Genomic DNA, 21,885 nt, shown 5'->3' with positions numbered 1-21,885 from the left:
TGATGAAAAATCAGGACGAATACATCACCAAAGGTGTCAAAACAGCTTGCTGAAAACCATAGAATCTCCCACAGGTTGATCACAGGCTTCAAAGGCCATGGTAATCCTGTGGGAGCGGGCTTGCCCGCGAAGAGGCCGGCACAAGCAACACTTTATTGCACCGCTGCAAAGACCCGACTGCATCGTTAAATATTATTGACCAACACCCCCGCCAAACCCACGCCGCCACAGGCCCGCATCGGTTTCAGCCCCCAAAAACCGGCGCATTCCCCGCGTTAAAGCGCTCTTCCGTCGTTTGACATATCGAACGGCTCTGGCAAGCTATCTACATGCCCCGACCGGAATCGTCGCCTCTGACGAGCCGGCAGTGCTCGGAGCTACAGGCTGCACCCAGGGCCCCGCGCCGTGCACCTGCACAACAACGACAGGCCGAACCTGTCCCAAGGTGACATATGTCCAACAGCAACATTGGCAACAAGCAACCTTCCCTGCGCAAACCCATCGTCCTGATGACCATGGGCAGCCAAGAGCGCAAAGGCCATGACTATCAGGTCATGACCCACAAATACATCACCCCGCTGGTCGAGTTTTCCGATTGCGTCCCAGTGCTGGTGCCCACCTGCTGCGGCACTGAAGACCTCGAAACCTATCTGGACATGGCCGACGGCGTGTATTTGACGGGCGCCGGCAGCAACATCGACCCGGCCCTGTACGGCCAGGAGAACGAAACCCCAGGCAAGGGCCAGGACCAGAACCGCGACCTGTTCGACATCCCGCTGGTCAAGGCGGCGATCAAGCGTGGCCTGCCGATCTTCGGCATCTGCCGTGGCATGCAGGAAATCAACGTGGCCCTGGGTGGCGACATCTACCAGAAGGTGTACGCCGAGCCGGGCTTCAACGACCACCGGGAAAACCCGGAAGACCCGGTTGAAGTGCAGTACGCCCAGGTGCATGGGGTGAAGATCAAGCCGGGCAGCTGGCTGCGCGATACCCTGGGTACCGACGAGATTCGCGTCAACTCGCTGCATGGCCAAGGCCTGCGCAAGCTCGGCGCCGGTATCGAAGCCATCGCCCAAGCCGAAGACGGCCTGGTCGAGGCAATCCACGCCCCGAGCATTTCGCCGTTCCTGTTCGCCGTGCAGTGGCACCCAGAATGGCAAGCGGCGAAGAACCCTGATTCGATCAAGATTTTCCAGGCGTTCGGCGATGCTTGCCGCGCCCAGGTACGCAAGGCGCAGATCAAGCGCCAGCACGCTGCCTGACCTTCAGTTTCCTCTGCTTTGATCGCGGGGCGGCGCAAGGCCGCCCCCGCATCCCCGGTCACCCTCTGCTGGTCCCAGAACACTTCGCGTGGATGCGGGCGGCGGCCTTGTGCCTGTCTCCGCGATCGTTTTTCCCCTTTCCTGCCAAGAGATACGATGACTGATTGCAGAGAGTCTGCCATCGGTGTCTCTGCCTTCCTTTGTTGTTGCCTTTAGCGGCCTCTTCGCGGGCAAGCCCGCTCCTACAGGGGTCTGCGCAGGCCTCAATGGTGGCGCCGTACCTGTGGGAGCGGGCTTGCCCGCGAAGCGGCCAGAACAGGCAATAACTCTTCTTCCCTGCCCCTCTGCAAAAAAATCTCGCAAAGGGACTAGTCATCGTACAAGTTGTACGATAACTTACCTCTAACGCAGAACAACACCCTTCACCCAAGCGCCACAGGATGCCAACAACAATGAATCCACAAGAACTGAAATCCATCCTCTCCCACGGCCTGCTGTCTTTCCCGGTCACCGACTTCAACGCCCAGGGCGATTTCAACCAGGCTGGCTACATCAAACGCCTGGAATGGCTGGCCCCGTATGGCGCCAGCGCCCTGTTCGCTGCTGGCGGCACCGGTGAGTTCTTCTCCCTGGCCGCCAGCGAATACAGCCAGGTGATCAAGACCGCCGTCGACACCTGTGCCACTTCGGTACCGATCCTCGCCGGCGTGGGCGGCTCCACCCGCCAGGCCATCGAATACGCCCAAGAAGCTGAGCGCCTGGGCGCCAAGGGCCTGCTGCTGCTGCCGCACTACCTGACCGAAGCCAGCCAGGATGGCGTTGCCGCCCACGTTGAAGCGGTGTGCAAATCGGTAAAAATCGGCGTAGTGGTGTACAACCGCAACGTCTGCCGCCTGAACGCCGACCTGCTGGAAAAACTGGCCGAGCGCTGCCCGAACCTGATCGGTTACAAGGACGGCCTGGGTGATATCGAACTGATGGTGTCGATCCGTCGCCGCCTGGGCGACCGCTTCAGCTACCTGGGAGGCCTGCCGACCGCCGAAGTGTATGCTGCCGCCTACAAGGCCCTGGGTGTGCCGGTGTACTCCTCGGCCGTGTTCAACTTCGTGCCGAAGACCGCCATGGACTTCTACAACGCCATCGCCCGTGACGACCACGCCGCCGTGGCCAAGCTGATCGACGACTTCTTCCTGCCGTACCTGGACATCCGCAACCGCAAAGCCGGCTACGCCGTCAGCATCGTCAAGGCCGGCGCCAAAATTGCCGGTTACGACGCAGGCCCGGTGCGCACGCCGCTGACCGACCTGACGGCCGAAGAATACGAAATGCTCGCTGCTCTGATGGACAAGATGGGTCCGCAATAAGCGAACCCCTGCGGCCTGCCCTTGCCGCACCCGGAGTGGGAAGCCCCCACTCCGGTTACAATTCGTGAGCCCGCACAAAAATAACTAGTGGGAGTATTACCAGCATGCAAGCGACTAAGAAGACGCATGTGCGCTACCTGATCCTGTTCATGCTGTTCCTGGTGACCACGATCAACTATGCCGACCGCGCTACCATTGCAATCGCAGGCTCCAGCCTGCAGAAAGACCTCGGCATTGACGCCGTTACCCTCGGTTATATCTTCTCCGCCTTCGGATGGGCTTACATGGCTGGCCAGATTCCGGGGGGCTGGCTGCTCGATCGCTTCGGTTCCAAGAACGTCTACGCCTTCAGCATCTTCACCTGGTCGCTGTTCACCCTGCTGCAGGGTTTTGTCGGTGGCCTGCCAGTTGCCTGGGCCGTAGTAACCCTGTTCACCCTGCGCTTTCTGGTTGGCTTCGCCGAAGCCCCGTCGTTCCCGGGTAACGCGCGCATCGTCGCCGCCTGGTTCCCGACCCAGGAACGTGGCACTGCTTCAGCCATCTTCAACTCGGCGCAGTACTTCGCCACCGCACTGTTCGCCCCGATCATGGGCTGGATCGTCTTCAGCTTCGGCTGGGAGCATGTGTTCGTGGTCATGGGCGCACTGGGCATCGTGTTCTCCATGGTGTGGCTGAAGACTATCCATAACCCACGCCAACACCCCCGCATCAGCCAAAGTGAGCTTGAGCACATCGAGCAGAACGGCGGCCTGGTGGACATGGACCAGAAGCGCGGCAACGACGGCCCGAAATGGGGCTACATCAAGCAGCTACTGACCAGCCGCATGCTGCTGGGCGTGTACCTGGGCCAATACTGCATCAACGCCATCACCTACTTCTTCCTCACCTGGTTCCCCGTGTACCTGGTGCAGGAACGTGGAATGACCATCCTCAAGGCCGGCTTCATCGCCTCGCTGCCGGCAGTCTGCGGCTTCATTGGTGGCGTGCTGGGTGGCGTGATCTCGGACTGGCTGCTGCGCCGTGGCAACACGCTGACCTTCTCGCGCAAACTGCCGATCGTGTGCGGCCTGATGCTGTCGACCACCATGGTGTTCTGCAACTATGTAGACGCCGAATGGATGGTGGTCGGCTTCATGACCCTGGCGTTCTTCGGCAAAGGCATTGGCGCGCTGGGCTGGGCGGTGGTGGCGGACACCTCGCCCAAGCAGATCGCCGGACTGTCAGGTGGCCTGTTCAACACCTTCGGCAACATCGCCTCGATCACCACCCCGATCGTGATCGGCTACATCATCAGCGCCACCGGCTCGTTCAAGTGGGCGCTGGTGTATGTAGGTGCAAACGCCTTGGTGGCGGTGTTCAGCTACCTGGTGATCGTTGGCCCGATCAAACGCATCGAGCTGCGCGACGATGCCCCAAAGCCACAAGCTGAGCCTGCCGCCAACAGCGAACTGGCCAGCTCGCGCCACTGAGTGAACACGCCCGCGCCGATTAACCGGTGCGGGCGGATGTACAAAAAGCCTGAGAACCTGACAAGTAGGGCCCAAACATGCAGTTGATCGAACATTCCGACTCGCCCCGCTACGTCCGCCTGCATGACGACGATAACGTCGTCGTGGTTGTAAACGACGGCGGCCTGGGCGAAGGCGCCCGTTTCGCCGATGGCCTGACCTTGGTCGAAGGCGTGCCACAAAGCCACAAGGTGGCCACCGTGACCATCGCCAAGGGCGAACCCGTGCGCCGCTACGGGCAAATCATCGGCTATGCGCTGGAAGACCTGCGCCAAGGCAGCTGGGTGCAGGAAAGCCAACTGGCCATGCCGTCCGCCCCGGAGCTGGACAGCCTGCCGCGCTGCGATGCTGTCCCGCAGCCCTTGCCGCCGCTGGAAGGCTTCACATTCGAAGGCTACCGCAACGCAGACGGCACCGTCGGCACACGCAACATCCTTGGCATCACCACGACCGTGCAATGCGTGACCGGCGTGCTGGAGCATGCGGTGAAGCGCATTCGCACCGAACTGCTGCCCAAATACCCCAACGTCGACGACGTGGTGGCCATCACCCACAGCTACGGCTGCGGCGTGGCGATCAACGCACGCGATGCCTACATCCCGATCCGCACCGTGCGCAACCTGGCACGCAACCCCAACCTGGGCGGCGAGGCGCTGGTCATCAGCCTGGGCTGCGAAAAGCTGCAGGCAGGCCAGGTGATGCACGACAACGATCCCTCGGTGGACCTCAGCGACCCTTGGCTGTACCGCCTGCAGGACGCCAGCCTGGGCTTTGTGGAAATGATCGAGCAGATCATGGAACTGGCCGAAACCCGCTTGAAGAAGCTCGACCAGCGCCGCCGCGAAACAGTGCCAGCCAGTGAATTGATACTCGGCATGCAGTGCGGTGGCAGCGACGCCTTCTCGGGCATTACTGCCAACCCAGCGCTGGGCTATGCCTCCGACCTGCTGGTACGCGCTGGCGCCACCGTGCTGTTCTCGGAAGTGACCGAGGTGCGCGATGCCATCTACATGCTGACCTCACGCGCTGAAAACCAGGAAGTCGCCGGTGCCCTGATACGCGAAATGGACTGGTACGACCGCTATCTGGAGCAAGGTGCCGCCGACCGCAGCGCCAACACCACGCCGGGCAACAAGAAAGGCGGCCTGTCCAATATCGTCGAGAAGTCGCTGGGTTCGATCGTCAAGTCCGGCAGCGGCGCCATTCAGGGCGTGCTTGGCCCAGGCGAGCGAGTTACGCGCAAGGGCCTGATTTTCTGCGCCACCCCGGCCAGCGACTTCGTCTGCGGCACCCTGCAACTGGCTGCCGGCATGAACCTGCATGTATTCACTACCGGCCGTGGCACCCCATACGGCCTCGCCATGGCGCCAGTGGTCAAGGTGTGCACCCGCAGCGAACTGGCCCAGCGTTGGCCCGACCTGATCGACATCGACGCCGGGCGCATCGCCACAGGCCGCTCGACCATCGAAGAGCTGGGTTGGGAACTGTTCCACTACTACCTGGACGTGGCCAGCGGCCGCAAGCAGACCTGGGCCGAACAGCACCGCTTGCACAACGACATCACCCTGTTCAACCCGGCACCGATTACTTGATGCCCAAGGCGGCAACCTATCAGACATTCTCTTAACCTACAGGAGCACCCCATGCCTGAAATCCTCGGCCACAACTTCATCGCCGGCCAGCGCAGCGCCGCCGGCCAACAGCGCCTGCAGAGCCTGGACGCCAGCACTGGCGAGGCCCTGCCCTACAGCTTCGCCCAAGCTACCGAAGCCGAAGTGGACCAGGCCGCCACCGCTGCCAAGGCCGCTTTCGCCGAATTCCGCCAATTGAGCCCAGCCCGCCGCGCCGACTTCCTCGATGCGATCGCCGCCGAGCTGGACGAACTGGACGACGCCTTCGTCGCCATCGTCTGCCGCGAAACCGCCCTGCCCGCCGCCCGTATTCAAGGCGAGCGTGGCCGCACCAGCGGCCAGATGCGCCTGTTCGCCCAGGTGCTGCGCCGGGGTGACTTCCTCGGTGCCCGTATCGACCTGGCCCTGCCCGAGCGCCAGCCGCTGCCGCGTGTAGACCTGCGCCAGATGCGCATCGGCGTTGGCCCGGTCGCCGTGTTCGGCGCCAGCAACTTCCCGCTGGCCTTCTCCACCGCCGGTGGCGACACCGCCGCCGCCCTGGCTGCCGGTTGCCCGGTGGTGTTCAAGGCGCACAGCGGCCACATGGCCACCGCCGACCTGGTCGGCTGCGCCATCGTGCGCGCCGCCGAACGTACCGGCATGCCCAAGGGTGTGTTCAACATGGTATTCGGTGGCGGCGTGGGCGAGTGGCTGGTCAAGCACCCGGCCATCCAGGCTGTCGGCTTCACCGGTTCGCTCAAAGGTGGCGACGCCCTGTGCCGCATGGCTGCCGAGCGCCCGCAACCCATCCCTGTGTTCGCCGAGATGTCCAGCATCAACCCGGTGATCGTCCTTCCGGGCGCCCTGGCCAAACGTGGCGAGGCCATCGCCCGCGAGCTGGCCGGCTCCGTGTGCATGGGCGCCGGCCAGTTCTGCACCAACCCTGGCATGGTCATCGGCTTGCAATCGCCTCAGTTCAGCCAACTGCTGGCCGACCTTGGCCAGCACCTGAACGCCCAGGCCGGCCAGACCATGCTCAACGCGGGTGGCCTGCGCAGCTACGTCGGTGGCCTGGAACACCTGCACGCCCACGCGGGTATCCAGCACCTGGCTGGCCAGCCACAGGAAGGCAGCCAGGCCCGCGCCCAGCTGTTCAAGGCCGACGCCAGCCTGCTGGTGAACGCCGACCCGCTGCTGCAGGAAGAAGTGTTCGGCCCAACCACCGTAGCGGTCGAAGTGCAGGACAACGACCAGTTGCGCGCCGCCCTGCTGGGCCTGCGTGGCCAGCTGACCGCGACGCTGATCGGTGAGCAGGAGGACTTCGAGGCCTTTGCCTGGCTGGTACCGCTGCTGGAGGAGAAAGTCGGGCGCATCCTGGTCAACGGTTACCCGACCGGTGTCGAAGTGTGTGATGCGATGGTCCACGGCGGGCCCTACCCGGCCACTTCGGATGCGCGCGGCACGTCGGTAGGCACCCTGGCCATCGACCGCTTCCTGCGACCGGTGTGCTACCAGAACTACCCGCAGGCACTGCTGCCTGAAGCCCTGCGCGACGGCAACCCATTGGGTCTGCGCCGCTTGGTCAATGGTCAGTGGAGTGACGCGGCGATCTGAGTGATTGCCTGAAACAAGAAAGCCCCGCGCATGGCGGGGCTTTTCTTTTGGCAGTGTCCGCTGGCAAGAGAAACGTCAGGCCCCTTGCGCCTCAGCCTCTTCATGTACCTGACGCAAGCGCTCCCGGCTATTGCTCAGGTGCATGCGCATGGCCATCTTCGCCCCCTCGCTGTCACGCCGGGCGATTGCTTCATAAATCGCCTCGTGCTCATGCATCAACCGGCTCATGTAATGCGCCTGGTCATCTTGGGCCAGCCGCGCCGAATTCACCCGGGTGCGAGGGATGATGCTGGTGCCCAGGTGGTTGATGATATCGGCGAAGTAATGGTTTCCACTGGCCTGTGCAATGCGCAGGTGAAACTGGAAGTCCGCCGACACCGCATCGTTGGCATGGGCCGCCCCTTCGTTGAGCTCATCCAGCGCCGCACGCATGCCTGCCAGCTCTTCATCGCTGCGCCGCTGCGCCGCCAGGCCTGCCGACTCGATCTCCAGGGCGATGCGCAATTCCAGAACAGCCAGGACCTCGCGCAACGTAACCACGGTGGCTGGGTCAATGCGAAAGCCCCCGGTGGCCGGCGCGTCCAGCACGAAGGTGCCGATGCCGTGACGGGTCTCGACCTGCCCGGCGGCCTGCAGCCGCGAGATCGCCTCACGCACCACGGTGCGGCTGACGCCCTCCTCAGCCATGATCTGCGATTCGGTCGGAAGCTTGTCGCCACGCTTGAGCTGGCCACTGCGAATGCGCTCGGTCAGCACCGTGACCAGTTCCTGGGCCAGACTACGCGGCTTGCGCCGGGTCCTTGCCTGTACCTGCTGCTCTGTCATTGCCCTGTGTTTCACCTTGAAAGACAGCGCTCATCATAGCGCATGCAGTTGTACGATCACATACACCCGGTGCGGTATTTATTGCACATCCCTGTAGCGCCACCTAGGGAAAAGCTGGCCCAAAGCCAGCGCAAGCCTGTACTGTGCGCCTTTGCGCTCACTCATCCATGGAAGGAAGACCCGGCATGAAACCCCACGACCGCCTGTTGCTCGCCAGCGGCCTGCTGATCCCCCTCTGGCTGCTGGCAGGTGTATGGATCACTGCCCAGGCCTATCCCGGCTACGACCACCTGCAACAGGCCATGAGCCAACTCGGTGCCGTCGGCTCGCCAACCTACAGTTGGTCGCCACGGGTCAACAACTTCCCCCTGGCCGTACTGTTCGCACTGTTTGCCTGGGGCCTGGCGCGGCGCTGGCGTCACTCGAAACTCGCACTGCTGAGTGCGGGCCTGGTGCTGCTACATAGTGTCGGCAGCCTGGGCACCGGCTGGTTCCCCTGCGACCAGGGGTGCGCTCCGGCGCAGCCGTCTACCTCTCAGCAACTGCATAACCTGTCCGGCCTGCTGATGTTTCTCTCACTGACCTTGGCCAGCGCCTTGTGGGCCTGGCTGGGCAATCGCATTGCGGGTTCACCCGCTCTGTCATTGTTCTCCCTGGCCTGTGTGGTCCTGGCGATCGTTACCGTCGCCCTGATGGGCCAGGCGCTAGAAAGCGGCCAGTTGTTCGGCCTGTACCAACGGCTGAACTATGGCGTGTCGGTGATCTGGGTCGCCGGCCTGGCCTGGGCCAGCCTGCGCAAGCCTGCCACCAACCCGCTGCGCATGGCGGTGATCTGACGGCAAACTGCTGGCCCCCAGCCTTGAAAAGCGAAGGCAAACTTCCTTCCTCTTCAGATGCTTAGGACAGCAACATGCGAGTACTTCTAGCAACGTTGGCCGGTTGCCTGCTGGCCACGCTCGCTTTCGGCGCCCAAGCCCGGGCGCCAAGCCAGAACGATCGCCACACCTGCACCTGGGGGGCGCAGATAGCCGCCGAAGCCCAACAGGCCAAGCTTTCCGGGGTAACGCTGTATGCCACGCGAAAGAAGCTGCAGGTACGCAAATTCCCCAAACCGTGGATGCGCATGACCGCCTTCGGTATCACGGAGCAGACCTACAACAGCCGCTCGCGGCTAAAGCCGTCGGCAATCAGGCAGACTTACTATGAGCAGTGCGTTCAGCACGCTGTAGCAAGAAGATAATCTGTTATTTATCAAGTAGTTATACAATAAACTTTAGAATCGACCTTGGATCACGACAGGCCGTATCAAGGCCGCCAAGGGGCTCCGGCCTTGAAGCGGTCTTCCAGCCAGGCCTTGAATGCCCCCAGTGCCGCTGTATTCAGGCGCGCGGTCGGCCGCACCAGGTAAATGCCCGCTGCCACATCCAGCTGCCACTGCGGCAACACCCGCACCAGGCGCCCACTGGCAAGGTCTTCACCCATCAGCCAGTCCCCCCCGGCAAGAACACCCACACCACGCCGCGCCGCCTCCAGCAGCGCCTCATTGTCATTGCTGCGTAAGTTGCCAGCGACTTTAACGCTTACCTGCTGCCCAGCGCTCATCAAGCGCCACTCAGGAAATGAACGTAAGCCACTGAACCCCAAACAGTTATGACCAACCAGATCCTCCGGCCGGGCAGGCACGCCCTGGCGAGCGAGGTACTCGGGTGATGCGCACAGGATGCGCAGGTGATCGCACAGCTTCCTGGCGACCAGGCGATTGTCCGCCAGCTCACCAATACGGATGGCGGCGTCGAAACCTTCGCCGATCAGGTCGACGAATCGATCAGCGTACTCAGCCTCCACCGTCACCTGCGGGTAGGCCAGCACGAAGTCGGCCAGCATCCCGCTCAACCAGCGCCGGCCCATGGCCGCCGGCAACGCCAGGCGCAAGCGCCCGCGTATTGTTGCCGCGCCCTCGGCAGCTTCCTGTTCCGCCTCGGCGATCAGCCGGTTGGCCTCGCGCACCTTGGCCACCAACCGCTCGCCTTCATCGGTAAAGCGCAACTGCCGCGTGCTGCGCTCCACCAGGCGAATCCCCAGGCGTGCCTCCAGTGCGCTCAGGCGCTTCGACAGCACCGTGGGGTGGCGCTCCAGCAGCCGCCCGGCAGCGGCAAACGACCCCTGCTCGTGCAGGGCCAGCAAGGTGGCACGTTCATCGGCGCGGCGGCTGTCGAAGGCATCCATGGCAAGACTCGGCGGTGTGATCGGGTATCAAGCGGTAAGGACCAGCGCGCCCTCCGACAGCCCTTGTTCCAGGTCCCGGTGGGCCCTGGCCACGTCGGCCAGTGGGTAGCGACGCCAGACCCGAGGCTGGATGATACCTTCGGCGACAGCTGCCAGCACATCGGCAGCGCGCTGCTGATATTCGTCAACCGTGCGCGTATGTGCCGCCAGCGACGGCCGGGTCAGGTACAGCGAGCCTTTGGCATTGAGCGTGGCGACCTCGATCGCCGCCGGGGCACCGGAGGAACCGCCAAACGACACCAGCAGGCCGCGCATCCGCAGGCTGTCCAGCGAAGCTTCCAGCGACACCTTGCCGACACAGTCATAGACCACGTCCACGCCCTGCCCCTGGGTCAGCTCGCGCACGTCACCAGCCAGTGTTGCCGCATCGAACACCAGCACATGGTGGCAGCCAGCCGCCTGCGCCCTGGCCACGCTCTGCGGGCGCGAGACCACGCCAATCACTGTCGCCCCGAGATGCCGCGCCCAAGGCGCCATCAGCTGACCCAAGGCACCGGCGGCACCGTACAACAACACCTGGGTCCCCGGCCCCACGGCAAAGGTGGTTTTCAGCAAATATTGCGCCGTGATGCCCTTGAACAACACCGCTGCGGCGGCCTCGTCATCCAACTGCGGTGGCAGCTTGACCAGCCGGTCGGCCGGGAACAGCCGAGCGCTGGCATAGGCGCCAATCGGCCCCATCGCATAGGCGACCCGATCGCCCACCTGCACGTTGGTTACCCCCTCGCCGACGGCCGTAACCCGGCCTGCGCCTTCCAGGCCCAGGCCCGATGGCAATGGCAACGGCGCCCCGCCCTTGCGCTGTAAAACGTCCAGCGGGTTTACGCCCATGATCGTCTGCTCCAGCCAGACCTGGCCGCGCCCTGGAGGTTGCGCGTCAACGTGTTCAAGCTGCATGACATCGGCGGTGCCGGTGTGAGTGAGAATGATGCGGGTAGCCATGATCGGATCCTGCTGGATGAGTGTTCGAGTGAGGCTAATGAGGCAGGCAAAGTTGAACAATCGGGCTTGATGCAGATTATATCTGCACCTCTTGCAGCAAAGGACTCAATGCCTCCAAGCCCGCCAGCAACGACATGTCGACGCTTGCATTTGTTAAGCTGATAGAGACATTTGAATATTGATGAAACCATTCGCCCCATGGATGAACTGCGCAAAATCGACCTTAACCTGCTGCTGGCCCTGCACGCCCTGCTCAGCGAAAAACACGTGACCCGCGCCGCCCTGCGACTGCATCGTAGCCAACCGGCCGTAAGCCACGCCCTGGCGCAGTTGCGCAAACACTTCGACGACCCCTTGCTGGTTCGCCAGAACGGTCGCATGACGCTCACCACACTCGCCCAGTCGCTGGCCAGCCCATTGCAGGACGCCCTGGGCAGCCTCAATGGACTGCTGGCCACCCCCCAGTTCGAGCCGGCAAAGGCCCAGCGCCGTTTCAGGCTGTCGCTGTCCGATTACTCCTCGCGTATTGTCCTGCCACCCCTGATGCGCCATCTGCGCCAGGTCGCGCCCGGGGTAGACCTGGCCATCAGCCAGGCCAGCCGCGAAACCATGCTGGCCCAACTGCTCGACGGCGAGCTGGACCTGGCCTTGGGCATCTTCCCGGACCGGCCCCAGGGCATTACCACCCAACCGCTTTTTGCCGACAGCTTCATCAGCATCGCCGACCGCCAGGTGCTGCCAGCCAGCGGCGGCTTGGCGCTGGAAGACTGGCTGGCGCGCCCGCATGTACTGATGGCGATGCGGCCGGATGCCTTCGATGAAATTGAACGTGCGCTGGCGGCCCAAGGCTTGCGCCGTCGAATTGCCCTGGCCTTGCCGCACTGGAGCGCAGCGGTGGAGGTACTGGCCGGTACCGACCTGATCCTTACCGTGGCCAGCCGCGCCGTAGGCTCATTGCCCCCGCACAGGGCGTTACGCCAGTTCGAACCGCCATTGGCGATCCCCTCGTTCGACTACCAGCAAGCCTGGCACAGCCGCAAGGACAGCGACCCCGGGCATCGCTGGCTGCGCGAAACCGTGTGGGCCTGCAGCCAACCGGGATGCTGATCAACTTTCGGGCTGCTTCACAGCCGCTGCGGCACTGCCCGGTGACGCCGTCGTCCAAGAGCCCTGTACCAGCAGCACGCCACACAAAATCAGCACCACACCCGCCAGCCTGGCCAGGTTGAGTGGCTTGGCTGCCAACCCCATTACCGCAAAATGGTCGACCAGCACTGCGGTGATGATCTGCCCTGCCACAACCAGCACCAGGAAGCCCGCCGCCCCCAGCCTTGGGGTAAGTGCAGCAGCACCGGCCACATACAGAGCCCCCAGTACACCCCCGACCCATAGCCACCAAGGCCCCTGCATAGCCTTGCCCATGTCCGGCGCTGGCACCCTGAGGACCAGCAGGGCAAGAATCACCACCAGCGAACTCACCGCCAACGAGGTGAACGCCCCCCATAACCAGTGCCCTAATGCCCGGCCCACGGCAGCGTTAGCGGTGGCCTGAAAGGGCAGTACCGCACCGGCAAACAACGCCAGGGCGAGCGGCAGAACCAACAGAAGCATGGATTTACTGAACATGGCTGTGCCCTTTCAATGTCTTGATGACCGCATCATCGTGCAATACACCTGGCTGATGGAAATCAAAGTCATGCACATGAACTATTCGTAACATGCATGTAAAAAGCAGGCACGCAACGCAATAATTCAATAGCTGTCGCAGCCCTGTAACACAGGCACTGTTGACTTACTAAGGCACCAAGATAAACTGCGCCTTATGAATATTCTTGAGAACAAGCATCACATCATGCTCGACGCACTGGCAGAGGCCCCTGCCGACGCCAGGCAATGCGTGCGCCTGTGTTTCGAACTGCTGTCCGCGGCGGCGGCAATCAACCGCGTGTGCGCGGTGCGCCTGGCTCGTCACAACTTGTCGGAAGGGCGTTTCGCCATCTTGCTGACGTTGCAAGCGGCTGGCGGACGCCTGTCGCCGCTGGAACTGGCGACGCGTCTGGCGATCACTTCGGGCACCGTCACCGGCCTGCTCGACGGCCTGCAAGGCGACGGTTTCATCAAGCGCCGCAAGGATGCCCATGACCGTCGCAAACTGAGCATCAGCCTTACCCCGGCAGGTGTTTCTGTCCTGGACGCGGTATTCGCCGAACACACCGACTGGATCGGCACGATCATGCACACGCTGGACAACACACAGCGGGAAGGCCTTTCCGCCACGCTACAGGCACTTTCGGCGAGCCCTGCCCTGGCATTGCCACCCGACAAGGACTGAAGCCAATACACCCGTCAAACCACATGGAGGTGGATGATGTTGCAGAACCAGAGCGTATTGGCCCGAATCGGCAGGAAGCCGCGGGTGCACAGCGAGCGCGACCGGGTAAGGCGGCGCCAGGCCTGGCTAGAAGCCTGCCTGCCAGCAGCACTCTACCGGCGCCTGTTCATTCGTCGGCTCTCCAGCCAGCCGCTGGCGATTGAGGGCTTCAGTTTTCGCCCGGTGCAGAGTCTGTACGAGCTCGAACAGGCCCTGCGCCTGGTCAACGACAGCTATGCCCGTCGCGGCATTGCGACTGTGTGCCGCGCCGGCATGCGCTTCTCGCCCTATCATCTGCTACCCGGCACCACCACGTTCGTGGCACTGAAAGGCGACCAGGTGGTGGGAACCGTGTCACTGATCGAAGACTCGCCGCTCGGCCTGCCGCTGGAAGACGTACATGTCAACGAAGCCGTGTTGCAACGCATGGGCGGTGGCCGCCTGGCCGAAGTCGGCACCCTGGCGGTCTGCAGCCACTACAAAGGCAAAGGCGTGCCCCTCATGCTGTACAACGCCATGTTTCGTTGGGCCATGGACCATCGCCGGGTAAATACCCTGCTGATCGCCGTGCACCCTCGCGCCGCCGGCTTCTACCGCAACGTGCTGTTCTTCTCACCCATTGGCCCCGTGCAGACCTACACCAAGCTCAACAATGCCTTGTCGCTCCCCCTGGCGTTGAACCTGAACCAGGCGCGCCAGGTGTTCGCCAAGGTCTACCAACACCCAGGCCTGGGCTTTACCGTCGAGCATCAGCACACCGACCTGTTCGATTTCTTCTGCGCACGGCATTTCCCGCACATCCAACTGCCCGTCGCGCCGCCTCAAACCCACTGGAGCACTGACGAAGTGCTTACCCACATGGCACGCTGCGGCACCTCGCCGCGCCATCTGACGCCGCGGGTACGACGGGTTCTGCAACTGGATTGAGCAGCCCGCCCCGCGCTCCACACCACACGACTTTCATGGAGGATACGTTCATGGACATGGGATTGCTGCGCGCGATCTACAGGGAGATTACCCTCAGCCACCCGCTGGTACGCACGCCTGAGCCTGATCTGGTAATGGCTGACGACGCCTGTGTCTCGGCTTACGCCGACAGCGCAGGCCAGGGCCAGGCGCTATCCGGTACATACCTGTACCACTGCGCACAGATGTGCGCGTTGATCAAACCGGGCGATGTCGTGCTGGACATCGGCTGTGGCCCGGCCAGCCTGTTGCTGCAACTGGCCCGCCTGAACCCGAGGGCCGAATTCATCGGCACCGACCTGTCGGCCACCATGCTAGAGGTGGGGCAGGCCTCGATTCGCCAGCAAGGCATCGACAACGTCGAACTGCGCGAGGAAGACATGACTCGCCTGGCCGGTATCGCCGACCGTAGCGTTGATGTGGTCATCTCTTCGATGGCACTGCATCACCTGGCCGATCTCTCTCAGCTGGAAGCTACGTTTCGCAACATCGCACGCGTGCTTCGCAATGACCGGGCCATCTACCTGAACGACTTTGGCAGGCTCAAATCGATAGAGTCGGTAGACTATTTCGTCAGCCGCGCCAGCGATGGAGCCGACCAGGCCACCCTGCTCGACTACCGCAACTCGCTGCTGGCTGCTTTCTCTCTGGAAGAGTTCCAAACCCTTGCCGCCAGTTACCTCGGCCCATGCGCCAAGGTATACAGCACAGCTGTCAGCCCGCTGATGATGGTGATCCGCACCCCCAAGCGGCGCTGCGTGGCAGCGATGAAGGGCGAATTTCGTCGACGCTACCGCGATTTGCCACGCAGCCGCCGAGCCGATGTCGACCAACTGCGCCTGTTCCTAGGCATGGGAGGTCTGGCAAGTGCGTTCTGAGCCGCAGGGGCTGCAAGCCGCCCTGGCAGCATGGCGCGCGGTGCTGGGTGACGCCCATGTACAGAACGACGCCAACACGCTGTGCCAGCTAAGCCAGGACACCATGCGCTCGCCCGCCCATGCCTGTGCCAGGCTCAGGCCAGCCAACAGCGAACAGGTAGCCGCCTGCCTGGCGATTGCGCGCCTGCACGGTGTCGCTGTGCAGCCGGCAAGCACAGGCCACAACTGGGGCTATGGCAGCGTGGCAACGCTTCACGACCGCTGCGTGCAACTCGACCTGTCGCGCATGGACAAGATCCTCGCCTTCGACGAGGCACTGGGCGTGGTCACCCTTGAACCAGGCGTTACCCAGGCCGCACTGGCCGACTACCTGGCCAGTCGCAACCTGCCTTTCCTTACCCCCGTCACCGGCGCAGGGCCCTCCTGCAGTGTGCTGGCCAACGCGCTGGAGCGCGGCTTTGGCATCACACCGTTAACGGACCACTGGCAAGCCGTCATGGGCCTTGAAGCCATTCTGCCCGATGGCCAACGCTATCGCTCGCCGATGTGGGCAACGGGCACAACCGCCTGCTTCAAATGGGGCATCGGCCCCTACCTGGACGGCCTGTTCAGCCAGAGCGGGCTGGGGGTGGTGACACACATGTCGATCGCCTTGGTCAAGCGCCCACAGGTCGTGCAACCGTTCTACTTCTGGGTGGATTCGGCGGCACAGCTCCCAGCCGCCCTCGATGGCGTCAAGCGCATACTGGAACGTTGCAACAGCCAGGTGGGCGGCATCAACCTGATGAACAGCACTCGCCTGCTGAGCATGGCCTACGACACCCGGCCCCTTACTCAACTGAACCCGGCCGAACGCGACGCCGCCGCCCAATCGCTCGCACTGCCCGCCTGGATGGGAGTAGGTTCGATCTACTGCGAACAGGCGCAACTGGCCTCGCTCAAGCGCATCATCCGCAGCGAATTGCGCTGTTTCAGCAGCCGCTACCTGTTCCGCAGCCAACGCCAGCTGGCACTGGCTGAGCGCGCCTTGCGCCTGCTGCCGGGGCCCTGGTCCAGGCGCTGGCAGGTGACCCTGAGCAAACTGCGCATGGGCGTTGAACTGATGGAAGGCCGACCGAACCAGGTGGCACTGCCGCTGGCTTACGCCGCAGGTGCGCAACCGCAGCAAGGCGCCTTGCTCGACCCGGCCCGGGACAACTGCGGATTGATCTGGTATGCGCCCATCCTGCCCCTGCGCAGCCAGCAGGTCGCTACCTTCGTCACGCACATGGAACAGACCTGCGAAACCCACCAATTGCCCTGCCCGGTTACCCTCACCACCTTGTCGGGCCGAGCAATCGACTGCACGGTGCCGCTGCTGTTCGACCGCAACGATGCGTCCGCCAGCAACCGCGCCGAAGACTGCTACCGGCAGTTGTTCCGCACGGGTAAGCAGCAAGGTGTGCTGCCCTATCGGCTGCCGCTGGCCTTCATGGGCTTGCTGAACGAAACGCAAGCGCCTGCCTGGCAACTCGGGCAGCGTATCAAGGATACCCTGGACCCACAGCACCTGCTCGCGCCAGGGCGTTATTGCCCGCCGGCACATACCCCCGAATGCCAACCTGCTGTCATGGAGCCTCAGCAATGACGGATGATTGCAAGTCCCTGATCGACCTTGGCCAACTGCCGACCCGCAACTTGGCCGAATGCCTGGCCGTGGATCAAGTGACACTGGCCAATGCCCTGGCCACCCGGTTACCTGCGGCACTGGTCGAACAACTGGCTGCCAGTGCGGACCAGGTTCAGACGCTGGGCCTGTCAAAAAAGGTCGCAGCCATCGGCCTGACGCTGGGCCAATGGCTGGAACAAGCGCCCGCCCCCCTGCGCCAGGAGGTGTTCGAGCAATGCTGCGAACACCCGTCCGACACCGTGCGCAGCTGGGCGGCCTTCGCTCAGGCGCACCTGTCACGCACCTTGCCTGCACAAGACGCCCTGCTGGCGCAGCTTCGCTTCGCCCGCGATGCGCACTTCGGTGTGCGCGAATGGGCCTGGATTGCCCTACGCCCCCGCCTCGCACAGCACCTGGACACCGCCCTGCCCTTGCTCGGCCGCTACGCAAGCGACGCAGACCCGCTGGTGCGGCGCTTCTGTATCGAAATCCTGCGCCCGCGTGGTGTCTGGTGTGAGCACATAGCCGCACTCAAACAACAACCGGAAGTGGCCGAGCCGTTGCTGGTGCCGCTGTTGGCCGAGGCCGAGAAGTACGCCCAGGACTCGGTCGCCAACTGGCTTAACGATGCCAGCAAGACCCGACCCGATTGGGTACTTCAGCTGTTCCAGCGCTATCCCCCCGGCTGCAAGGCCTCGCAACGAATCCACACCCGAGCAACCCGAAGCCTGCCCCAGTGATTCACCACAAGGAGAGAAGCATGTCACTCAAGGAAAAACTCGACGCCATCAAACAGCAGATGGGCCAACTGCCCGCCGACGTGCTGGAAAAATTCAGCACGTCGCTACAGGCCCTGATCGCACGCCACCCCGAAGCCCATGCGCTGAAAGCCGGCGATCGCGCACCACTGGCCGTGCTGGAAGATGCCGATGGCAAGGCGGTTGACCTGCATGCCTTCCTGGCGCACGGCCCCTTGGTACTGGTTTTCTATCGCGGCCTGTGGTGCCCGTTCTGCAATGCCGCGCTTGGCGAATACCAGCAGATGGTGGGCGACCTGGCCGCCAGAGGTGCCACCTTGGTGGCTGTCTCCGCTCAGACCCCTGCCGCCACCTGGAAAACCCGCGAAGCCTTGGGGGTGCGCTATCAACTGTTAAGCGACCCCGGCAACCAGTTGGCGCGCCAGTACGGCATCGTCTTCGAACTGGAGCCAGAGCTCGAGGCGGTGTACCGCTCACTCGGTGCAGACCTCAAGGCCCTCAACGCCAGCGATGACCTCAGTTTGCCGATGGCCAGTGCGTTCGTCATCGGCCAGGACGGCCGCATACGCCGGGCGTTTATCAATGTCGACTATTCCGAGCGCGCCGAACCCCAGGCACTGATCGAAGCCGCCAGCCACTGAGTGCTACTCCCCGGCACCGGGTCTCCCGGTGCCCCACCTCATCACGGACTGATGACATGAAACGTATCGCTATCATGGGTGCCGGCGTGGCCGGCCACCTGGCTGCCCTGTACCTGCGCAAGCGCCTGCCAGGCGTAGAAGTGACGCTGATTGGCCGCCCGGACCGCAAGCGGCCGATCGTCGGTGAGTCGACCGTCGAGCTGACCACCCATTTTTTCAAAGGCATAGGCCTGGGCAGCCTGCTTGAGGAAAAGCATTACCACAAATACGGCCTGACCTATTACCTGAAGCTGCGCAACAACCCAGAGTGCCGTAATTATGTGGTCCATGAAGCACCTGGGGTGATCCGCATGCCCGCTTACAACCTCAACCGCTTCAGCTTCGACAAAGACCTGCGTGCCATCGTGGCCGACCAACAGGTGCAACTGATCGAGGCCGATGTGGCGGCGGTCGACCTGCACGAAGGCGAGCATACCCGTCACCGCCTGACCCTGCGCAGCGAAGCGCAAACCTGGCAAATGGACGCCGACTGGGTGGTGGACGCCACAGGCCGCAACCGTTTCATGGCCAAGAAACTGAAACTGCACAAGGAGCCGACCTACCAGCGCAGCACGTTCTGGTTCCGCCTTCGCCAGTTTGACCGCAACATCCTGCACAGCATCAACACCCACAAGGACAAGCATCACTGCTTCGACCCGTATTACGTCACCCATCACTTCTACGGCAAGGGCTACTGGATCTGGCTCATACCCATGCGCAGCGAAGACGGCACCGACATGATCAGCATCGGCATCACTTACCGCCCGGACATGATCAACGAACGGATTGGCACGCTGGAAGCCTTCAAGGAAAGGGTCATGGCTGACCACCCGGTGATCACCGAGCTGATGGCCTCGGGCAAAGTCATCGACCAGCACGCCATGTACAACTACATGTACGAGGCCAACCAGTACTACTCCACCGATGGCTGGTTCCTGATCGGCGATGCAGCGTTCACCTTCGACCCGGCCAACAGTGCCGGACTGGCCTATGTGGCCCAGCAGATACCGCAAGTGGCCGCCATGATCGAGAAAGACATCCAGGGCACGTTGACGCCTGCCTATGTCAATTGCCTGGAATCGCACATCCAGGCGCAGCTGGCGCTTCAGGACACCTGGAGCAAGTGGTACGAGGTAATGGACGACCCGTTCCTGATGGGCTGGACGCTGCTGTTCGCCAACATGGCGTACTTCCATGTGGTACTGCCGATGTATGTCAGCGGCGACTTCCTCGACGGCCATCAGGCCCAGCAATTCGCCGATTTGTTGCCGCGCTACACGCGCGACCTGCAGCCATCACCGCTACCCTTTGCCTGCCTTTTGCGCGAAGTACGCCGCTCCAATCCAGGCATCAGCCCGCAGATGATCCCCAACCTGTATTCGCGCACCATCAACTTCGCCCTGTACAAGGCCGACAACCAGGCCCGCCCGCGATATGCCGCCAGCTACTTCCTGCGCTCGGCACTGCTGCGCTTACGCCTGATGCGCATGGTGCGCTGGAGTTTGGCGCCTCGCCATTTGAAACTGCTGGCGCGGCATAGCCTGGGCACACTTCAGGACCTGGGGCGCGCTACCAGCCTGCGGCTGATGCCGTCACTGTTCTACAAGTACGGCGAGGCGCCCGAGCTGCTCAAATCGCCGTTCGGCAGCGACGGCGGTTTCCTCGACCTGGCGCGTCACTGATGACCCTGCCCATGACCGAAGCCAGCAGCGACGAGCTGCTGGCTCATAGCGGTGTGCGCCTGGCAGCTGGGGTCCGTGATGGCACGCTATCGCCGGTGGCACTGGTCGAACATAGCATCCGCCGCTGCCAAACCGTGCAACGGCGCTGCAACGCTGTGGCAGTGGCACTGTACGACCAGGCGCGGCGGGCCGCCGAAGTTGCCGAACGCCAACGCGACCAAGGCGCCTCGCTGGGTCGCCTGCATGGCGTGCCCTTCAGCTTCAAGGAGGGCCTGGGGCTGGCCGATGCACCGAAAACCTGCGGCTCGCACCGCCGCCAGCACAAGGTTGCCGGGTTTACCGCAACCGCCGCGCAACGCCTGATCGATGCGGGCGCCATTCCGGTCGCACTGGGTAACCAGGCCGAGATGGCGCTATGGCCAGAAACCGATAACCCGGTCTACGGCCGCACCCGCAGTCCCTACCGGTACGACCGGAGTGCCGGAGGCAGCAGTGGCGGCGATGCCGTACTGGTAGCCAGCGCTTGCGTGCCATTCGCGCTGGGTACCGACGGCGGTGGTTCGGTCCGAATCCCGGCTGCCTGCAACGGTATTTTCGGCCTCAAGCCATCACGCGGGTTGGTGCCACTGACCGGGCATCTCCCCTTGGACGAGCGCGGCCTGGGGCAAGGGAATGCCATGGCCATCGCCAGGCACTTTGCCGCCGGTCCATTGTGTCGGCATGCCGAAGACTTGCCCGTGCTGCTGGAGATCATTGCCGGGCCTGACCAACTGGACCGCAATATCCTCGACAGCTATGTACACCGCCCGCCGTCCTCAGCATTGCAACGCCTGTACCTGTGCCAGCCCGAGCGCCTGGGCTGGGGAAGCCGGATTTCGCCGGCCGTGGCTCAGGCGCTGGAGGATGTGGCCCACCACTATCAGGGCCAAGGCACCCATATCGAGCGCTGGTTACCCCACGCACTGAACGATGCGTTCGCCATCTGGTTGGCCGTGCTCAAGCAGGAAACCGGCGTACGCCTGGCCGACATTCTCGGTGACGGCCAGCCTGTGGCGCATTTTGCTCATGCCTGGCAAACACTGCTCGGCAAACCGCGACATGCCATCGGGCCTTGGCTGGCAACCGTGCTCGACAGCCTGGGCGAATGCCTGGGCAACCCCGGCCTTGCAAGGCAGCTACCCAAGCGCGATGCCCTGTTACACGCGCTGACGGAACGGCTGGATGGCAACAGTGTGCTGGCCCTGCCTGCTTTGCCCGGCGCCTCGCCCGAGCATGGCCATGCCCTGCGCTACCCAGGGGATATCGGCTACACCGCGTTGTTCAACGTACTGGGCCTGCCGGCCCTGACGGTACCCATGGGGCGCCTCGACCAAGGCTGCCCGGTTGCCCTGCAGCTGGTGGCCGGCCCTGGCCAGGATCATGTGCTGCTCAACGCTGCCCGCTCACTGGAGCACGCATTCGGTGGCTGGATCGCACCGCCCTACTGACCCC

General features: G+C 63.2%; 20 protein-coding genes. 16 read left to right on the top strand and 4 right to left on the bottom strand.

What is annotated here, in order from left to right; genetic code table 11:
• Positions 1 to 452: 452 nt before the first annotated feature.
• The 5 genes from QQL85_RS09985 to QQL85_RS09965 all read left to right on the top strand — a co-directional run bounded on the left by QQL85_RS09985 (position 453) and on the right by QQL85_RS09965 (position 7,358).
• Positions 453 to 1,262 (top strand): gamma-glutamyl-gamma-aminobutyrate hydrolase family protein, encoded by an 810-nt coding sequence (locus QQL85_RS09985; RefSeq protein WP_284355549.1) that lies wholly within the window; start codon positions 453 to 455, stop codon positions 1,260 to 1,262.
• A gap of 452 nt (positions 1,263 to 1,714) precedes the next feature.
• Positions 1,715 to 2,626 (top strand): 5-dehydro-4-deoxyglucarate dehydratase, encoded by a 912-nt coding sequence (kdgD, locus tag QQL85_RS09980; RefSeq protein WP_264362989.1) that lies wholly within the window; start codon positions 1,715 to 1,717, stop codon positions 2,624 to 2,626.
• A gap of 104 nt (positions 2,627 to 2,730) precedes the next feature.
• On the top strand, positions 2,731 to 4,095 hold the full coding sequence (locus QQL85_RS09975) for an MFS transporter (RefSeq protein WP_284355550.1): 1,365 nt from the start codon (positions 2,731 to 2,733) through the stop codon (positions 4,093 to 4,095).
• 77 nt (positions 4,096 to 4,172) lie between these two features.
• Complete coding sequence (gene garD / locus QQL85_RS09970; protein WP_284355551.1) at positions 4,173 to 5,726, top strand: galactarate dehydratase; 1,554 nt, start codon at positions 4,173 to 4,175, stop codon at positions 5,724 to 5,726.
• A 51-nt stretch (positions 5,727 to 5,777) separates the two neighbouring features.
• Positions 5,778 to 7,358: an aldehyde dehydrogenase (NADP(+)) gene (locus tag QQL85_RS09965; protein ID WP_284355552.1), complete on the top strand. Its 1,581-nt coding sequence runs from the start codon at positions 5,778 to 5,780 to the stop codon at positions 7,356 to 7,358.
• 75 nt (positions 7,359 to 7,433) lie between these two features.
• On the opposite strand, the gene QQL85_RS09960 is transcribed toward QQL85_RS09965, so the two are convergent.
• On the bottom strand, positions 7,434 to 8,183 hold the full coding sequence (locus QQL85_RS09960) for a FadR/GntR family transcriptional regulator (RefSeq protein WP_284355553.1): 750 nt from the start codon (positions 8,181 to 8,183) through the stop codon (positions 7,434 to 7,436).
• Positions 8,184 to 8,368: 185 nt separating this feature from the next.
• Between QQL85_RS09960 and QQL85_RS09955 the strand changes: the two genes are divergently transcribed.
• Both QQL85_RS09955 and QQL85_RS09950 read left to right on the top strand, forming a co-directional pair.
• Positions 8,369 to 9,019: a DUF998 domain-containing protein gene (locus tag QQL85_RS09955; RefSeq protein WP_284355554.1), complete on the top strand. Its 651-nt coding sequence runs from the start codon at positions 8,369 to 8,371 to the stop codon at positions 9,017 to 9,019.
• 74 nt (positions 9,020 to 9,093) lie between these two features.
• The gene (locus QQL85_RS09950; RefSeq protein ID WP_016713830.1) at positions 9,094 to 9,423 is read left to right on the top strand and encodes a hypothetical protein; all 330 of its coding nucleotides are present in this window, start codon (positions 9,094 to 9,096) and stop codon (positions 9,421 to 9,423) included.
• 65 nt (positions 9,424 to 9,488) lie between these two features.
• Here QQL85_RS09950 and QQL85_RS09945 read toward each other — a convergent pair whose 3' ends face one another.
• Positions 9,489 to 10,409, bottom strand: coding sequence for a LysR family transcriptional regulator (locus QQL85_RS09945; RefSeq protein WP_284355555.1), 921 nt, complete (start codon positions 10,407 to 10,409; stop codon positions 9,489 to 9,491).
• A 27-nt stretch (positions 10,410 to 10,436) separates the two neighbouring features.
• Positions 10,437 to 11,411, bottom strand: coding sequence for a quinone oxidoreductase family protein (locus QQL85_RS09940; RefSeq protein ID WP_284355556.1), 975 nt, complete (start codon positions 11,409 to 11,411; stop codon positions 10,437 to 10,439).
• 198 nt (positions 11,412 to 11,609) lie between these two features.
• Between QQL85_RS09940 and QQL85_RS09935 the strand changes: the two genes are divergently transcribed.
• Complete coding sequence (locus tag QQL85_RS09935; RefSeq protein WP_284355816.1) at positions 11,610 to 12,518, top strand: LysR family transcriptional regulator; 909 nt, start codon at positions 11,610 to 11,612, stop codon at positions 12,516 to 12,518.
• Here the strand turns inward: QQL85_RS09935 and QQL85_RS09930 are convergent, their stop codons facing one another.
• Entirely contained in the window at positions 12,519 to 13,037 is a 519-nt protein-coding gene (locus QQL85_RS09930; protein WP_284355557.1) for a DMT family transporter, read from the bottom strand.
• Positions 13,038 to 13,233: 196 nt separating this feature from the next.
• Here QQL85_RS09930 and QQL85_RS09925 point away from each other — a divergent pair, with 196 nt between their 5' ends.
• From QQL85_RS09925 to QQL85_RS09890, 8 genes are read left to right on the top strand one after another with little or no spacing between them, the layout of a single operon-like run.
• Complete coding sequence (locus tag QQL85_RS09925) at positions 13,234 to 13,743, top strand: MarR family winged helix-turn-helix transcriptional regulator (RefSeq protein WP_284355558.1); 510 nt, start codon at positions 13,234 to 13,236, stop codon at positions 13,741 to 13,743.
• A 36-nt stretch (positions 13,744 to 13,779) separates the two neighbouring features.
• Positions 13,780 to 14,709 (top strand): GNAT family N-acetyltransferase, encoded by a 930-nt coding sequence (locus tag QQL85_RS09920; RefSeq protein ID WP_284355559.1) that lies wholly within the window; start codon positions 13,780 to 13,782, stop codon positions 14,707 to 14,709.
• Positions 14,710 to 14,759: 50 nt separating this feature from the next.
• Positions 14,760 to 15,626, top strand: coding sequence for a class I SAM-dependent methyltransferase (locus QQL85_RS09915; RefSeq protein WP_284355560.1), 867 nt, complete (start codon positions 14,760 to 14,762; stop codon positions 15,624 to 15,626).
• Entirely contained in the window at positions 15,616 to 17,253 is a 1,638-nt protein-coding gene (locus QQL85_RS09910; protein ID WP_284355561.1) for an FAD-binding oxidoreductase, read from the top strand. Before QQL85_RS09915 ends, QQL85_RS09910 begins: the two co-directional genes overlap by 11 nt.
• Positions 17,250 to 18,014: a hypothetical protein gene (locus QQL85_RS09905; RefSeq protein WP_284355562.1), complete on the top strand. Its 765-nt coding sequence runs from the start codon at positions 17,250 to 17,252 to the stop codon at positions 18,012 to 18,014. The genes QQL85_RS09910 and QQL85_RS09905 overlap by 4 nt, the downstream gene beginning before the upstream one ends.
• A 20-nt stretch (positions 18,015 to 18,034) precedes the next feature.
• On the top strand, positions 18,035 to 18,673 hold the full coding sequence (locus QQL85_RS09900; RefSeq protein WP_284355563.1) for a peroxiredoxin-like family protein: 639 nt from the start codon (positions 18,035 to 18,037) through the stop codon (positions 18,671 to 18,673).
• Positions 18,674 to 18,729: 56 nt separating this feature from the next.
• Positions 18,730 to 20,394 (top strand): NAD(P)/FAD-dependent oxidoreductase, encoded by a 1,665-nt coding sequence (locus QQL85_RS09895; RefSeq protein WP_284355564.1) that lies wholly within the window; start codon positions 18,730 to 18,732, stop codon positions 20,392 to 20,394.
• Positions 20,394 to 21,881: an amidase gene (locus tag QQL85_RS09890; protein WP_284355565.1), complete on the top strand. Its 1,488-nt coding sequence runs from the start codon at positions 20,394 to 20,396 to the stop codon at positions 21,879 to 21,881. The genes QQL85_RS09895 and QQL85_RS09890 overlap by 1 nt, the downstream gene beginning before the upstream one ends.
• The last annotated feature ends 4 nt before the right edge of the window (positions 21,882 to 21,885 follow it).

This window comes from Pseudomonas putida (genome assembly GCF_030159595.1).
Taxonomy (GTDB): domain Bacteria; phylum Pseudomonadota; class Gammaproteobacteria; order Pseudomonadales; family Pseudomonadaceae; genus Aquipseudomonas; species Aquipseudomonas putida_AC.
The sequence above is the reverse complement of the archived record's forward strand: the minus strand, read 5'-3'. Positions and strand labels throughout refer to the sequence as shown.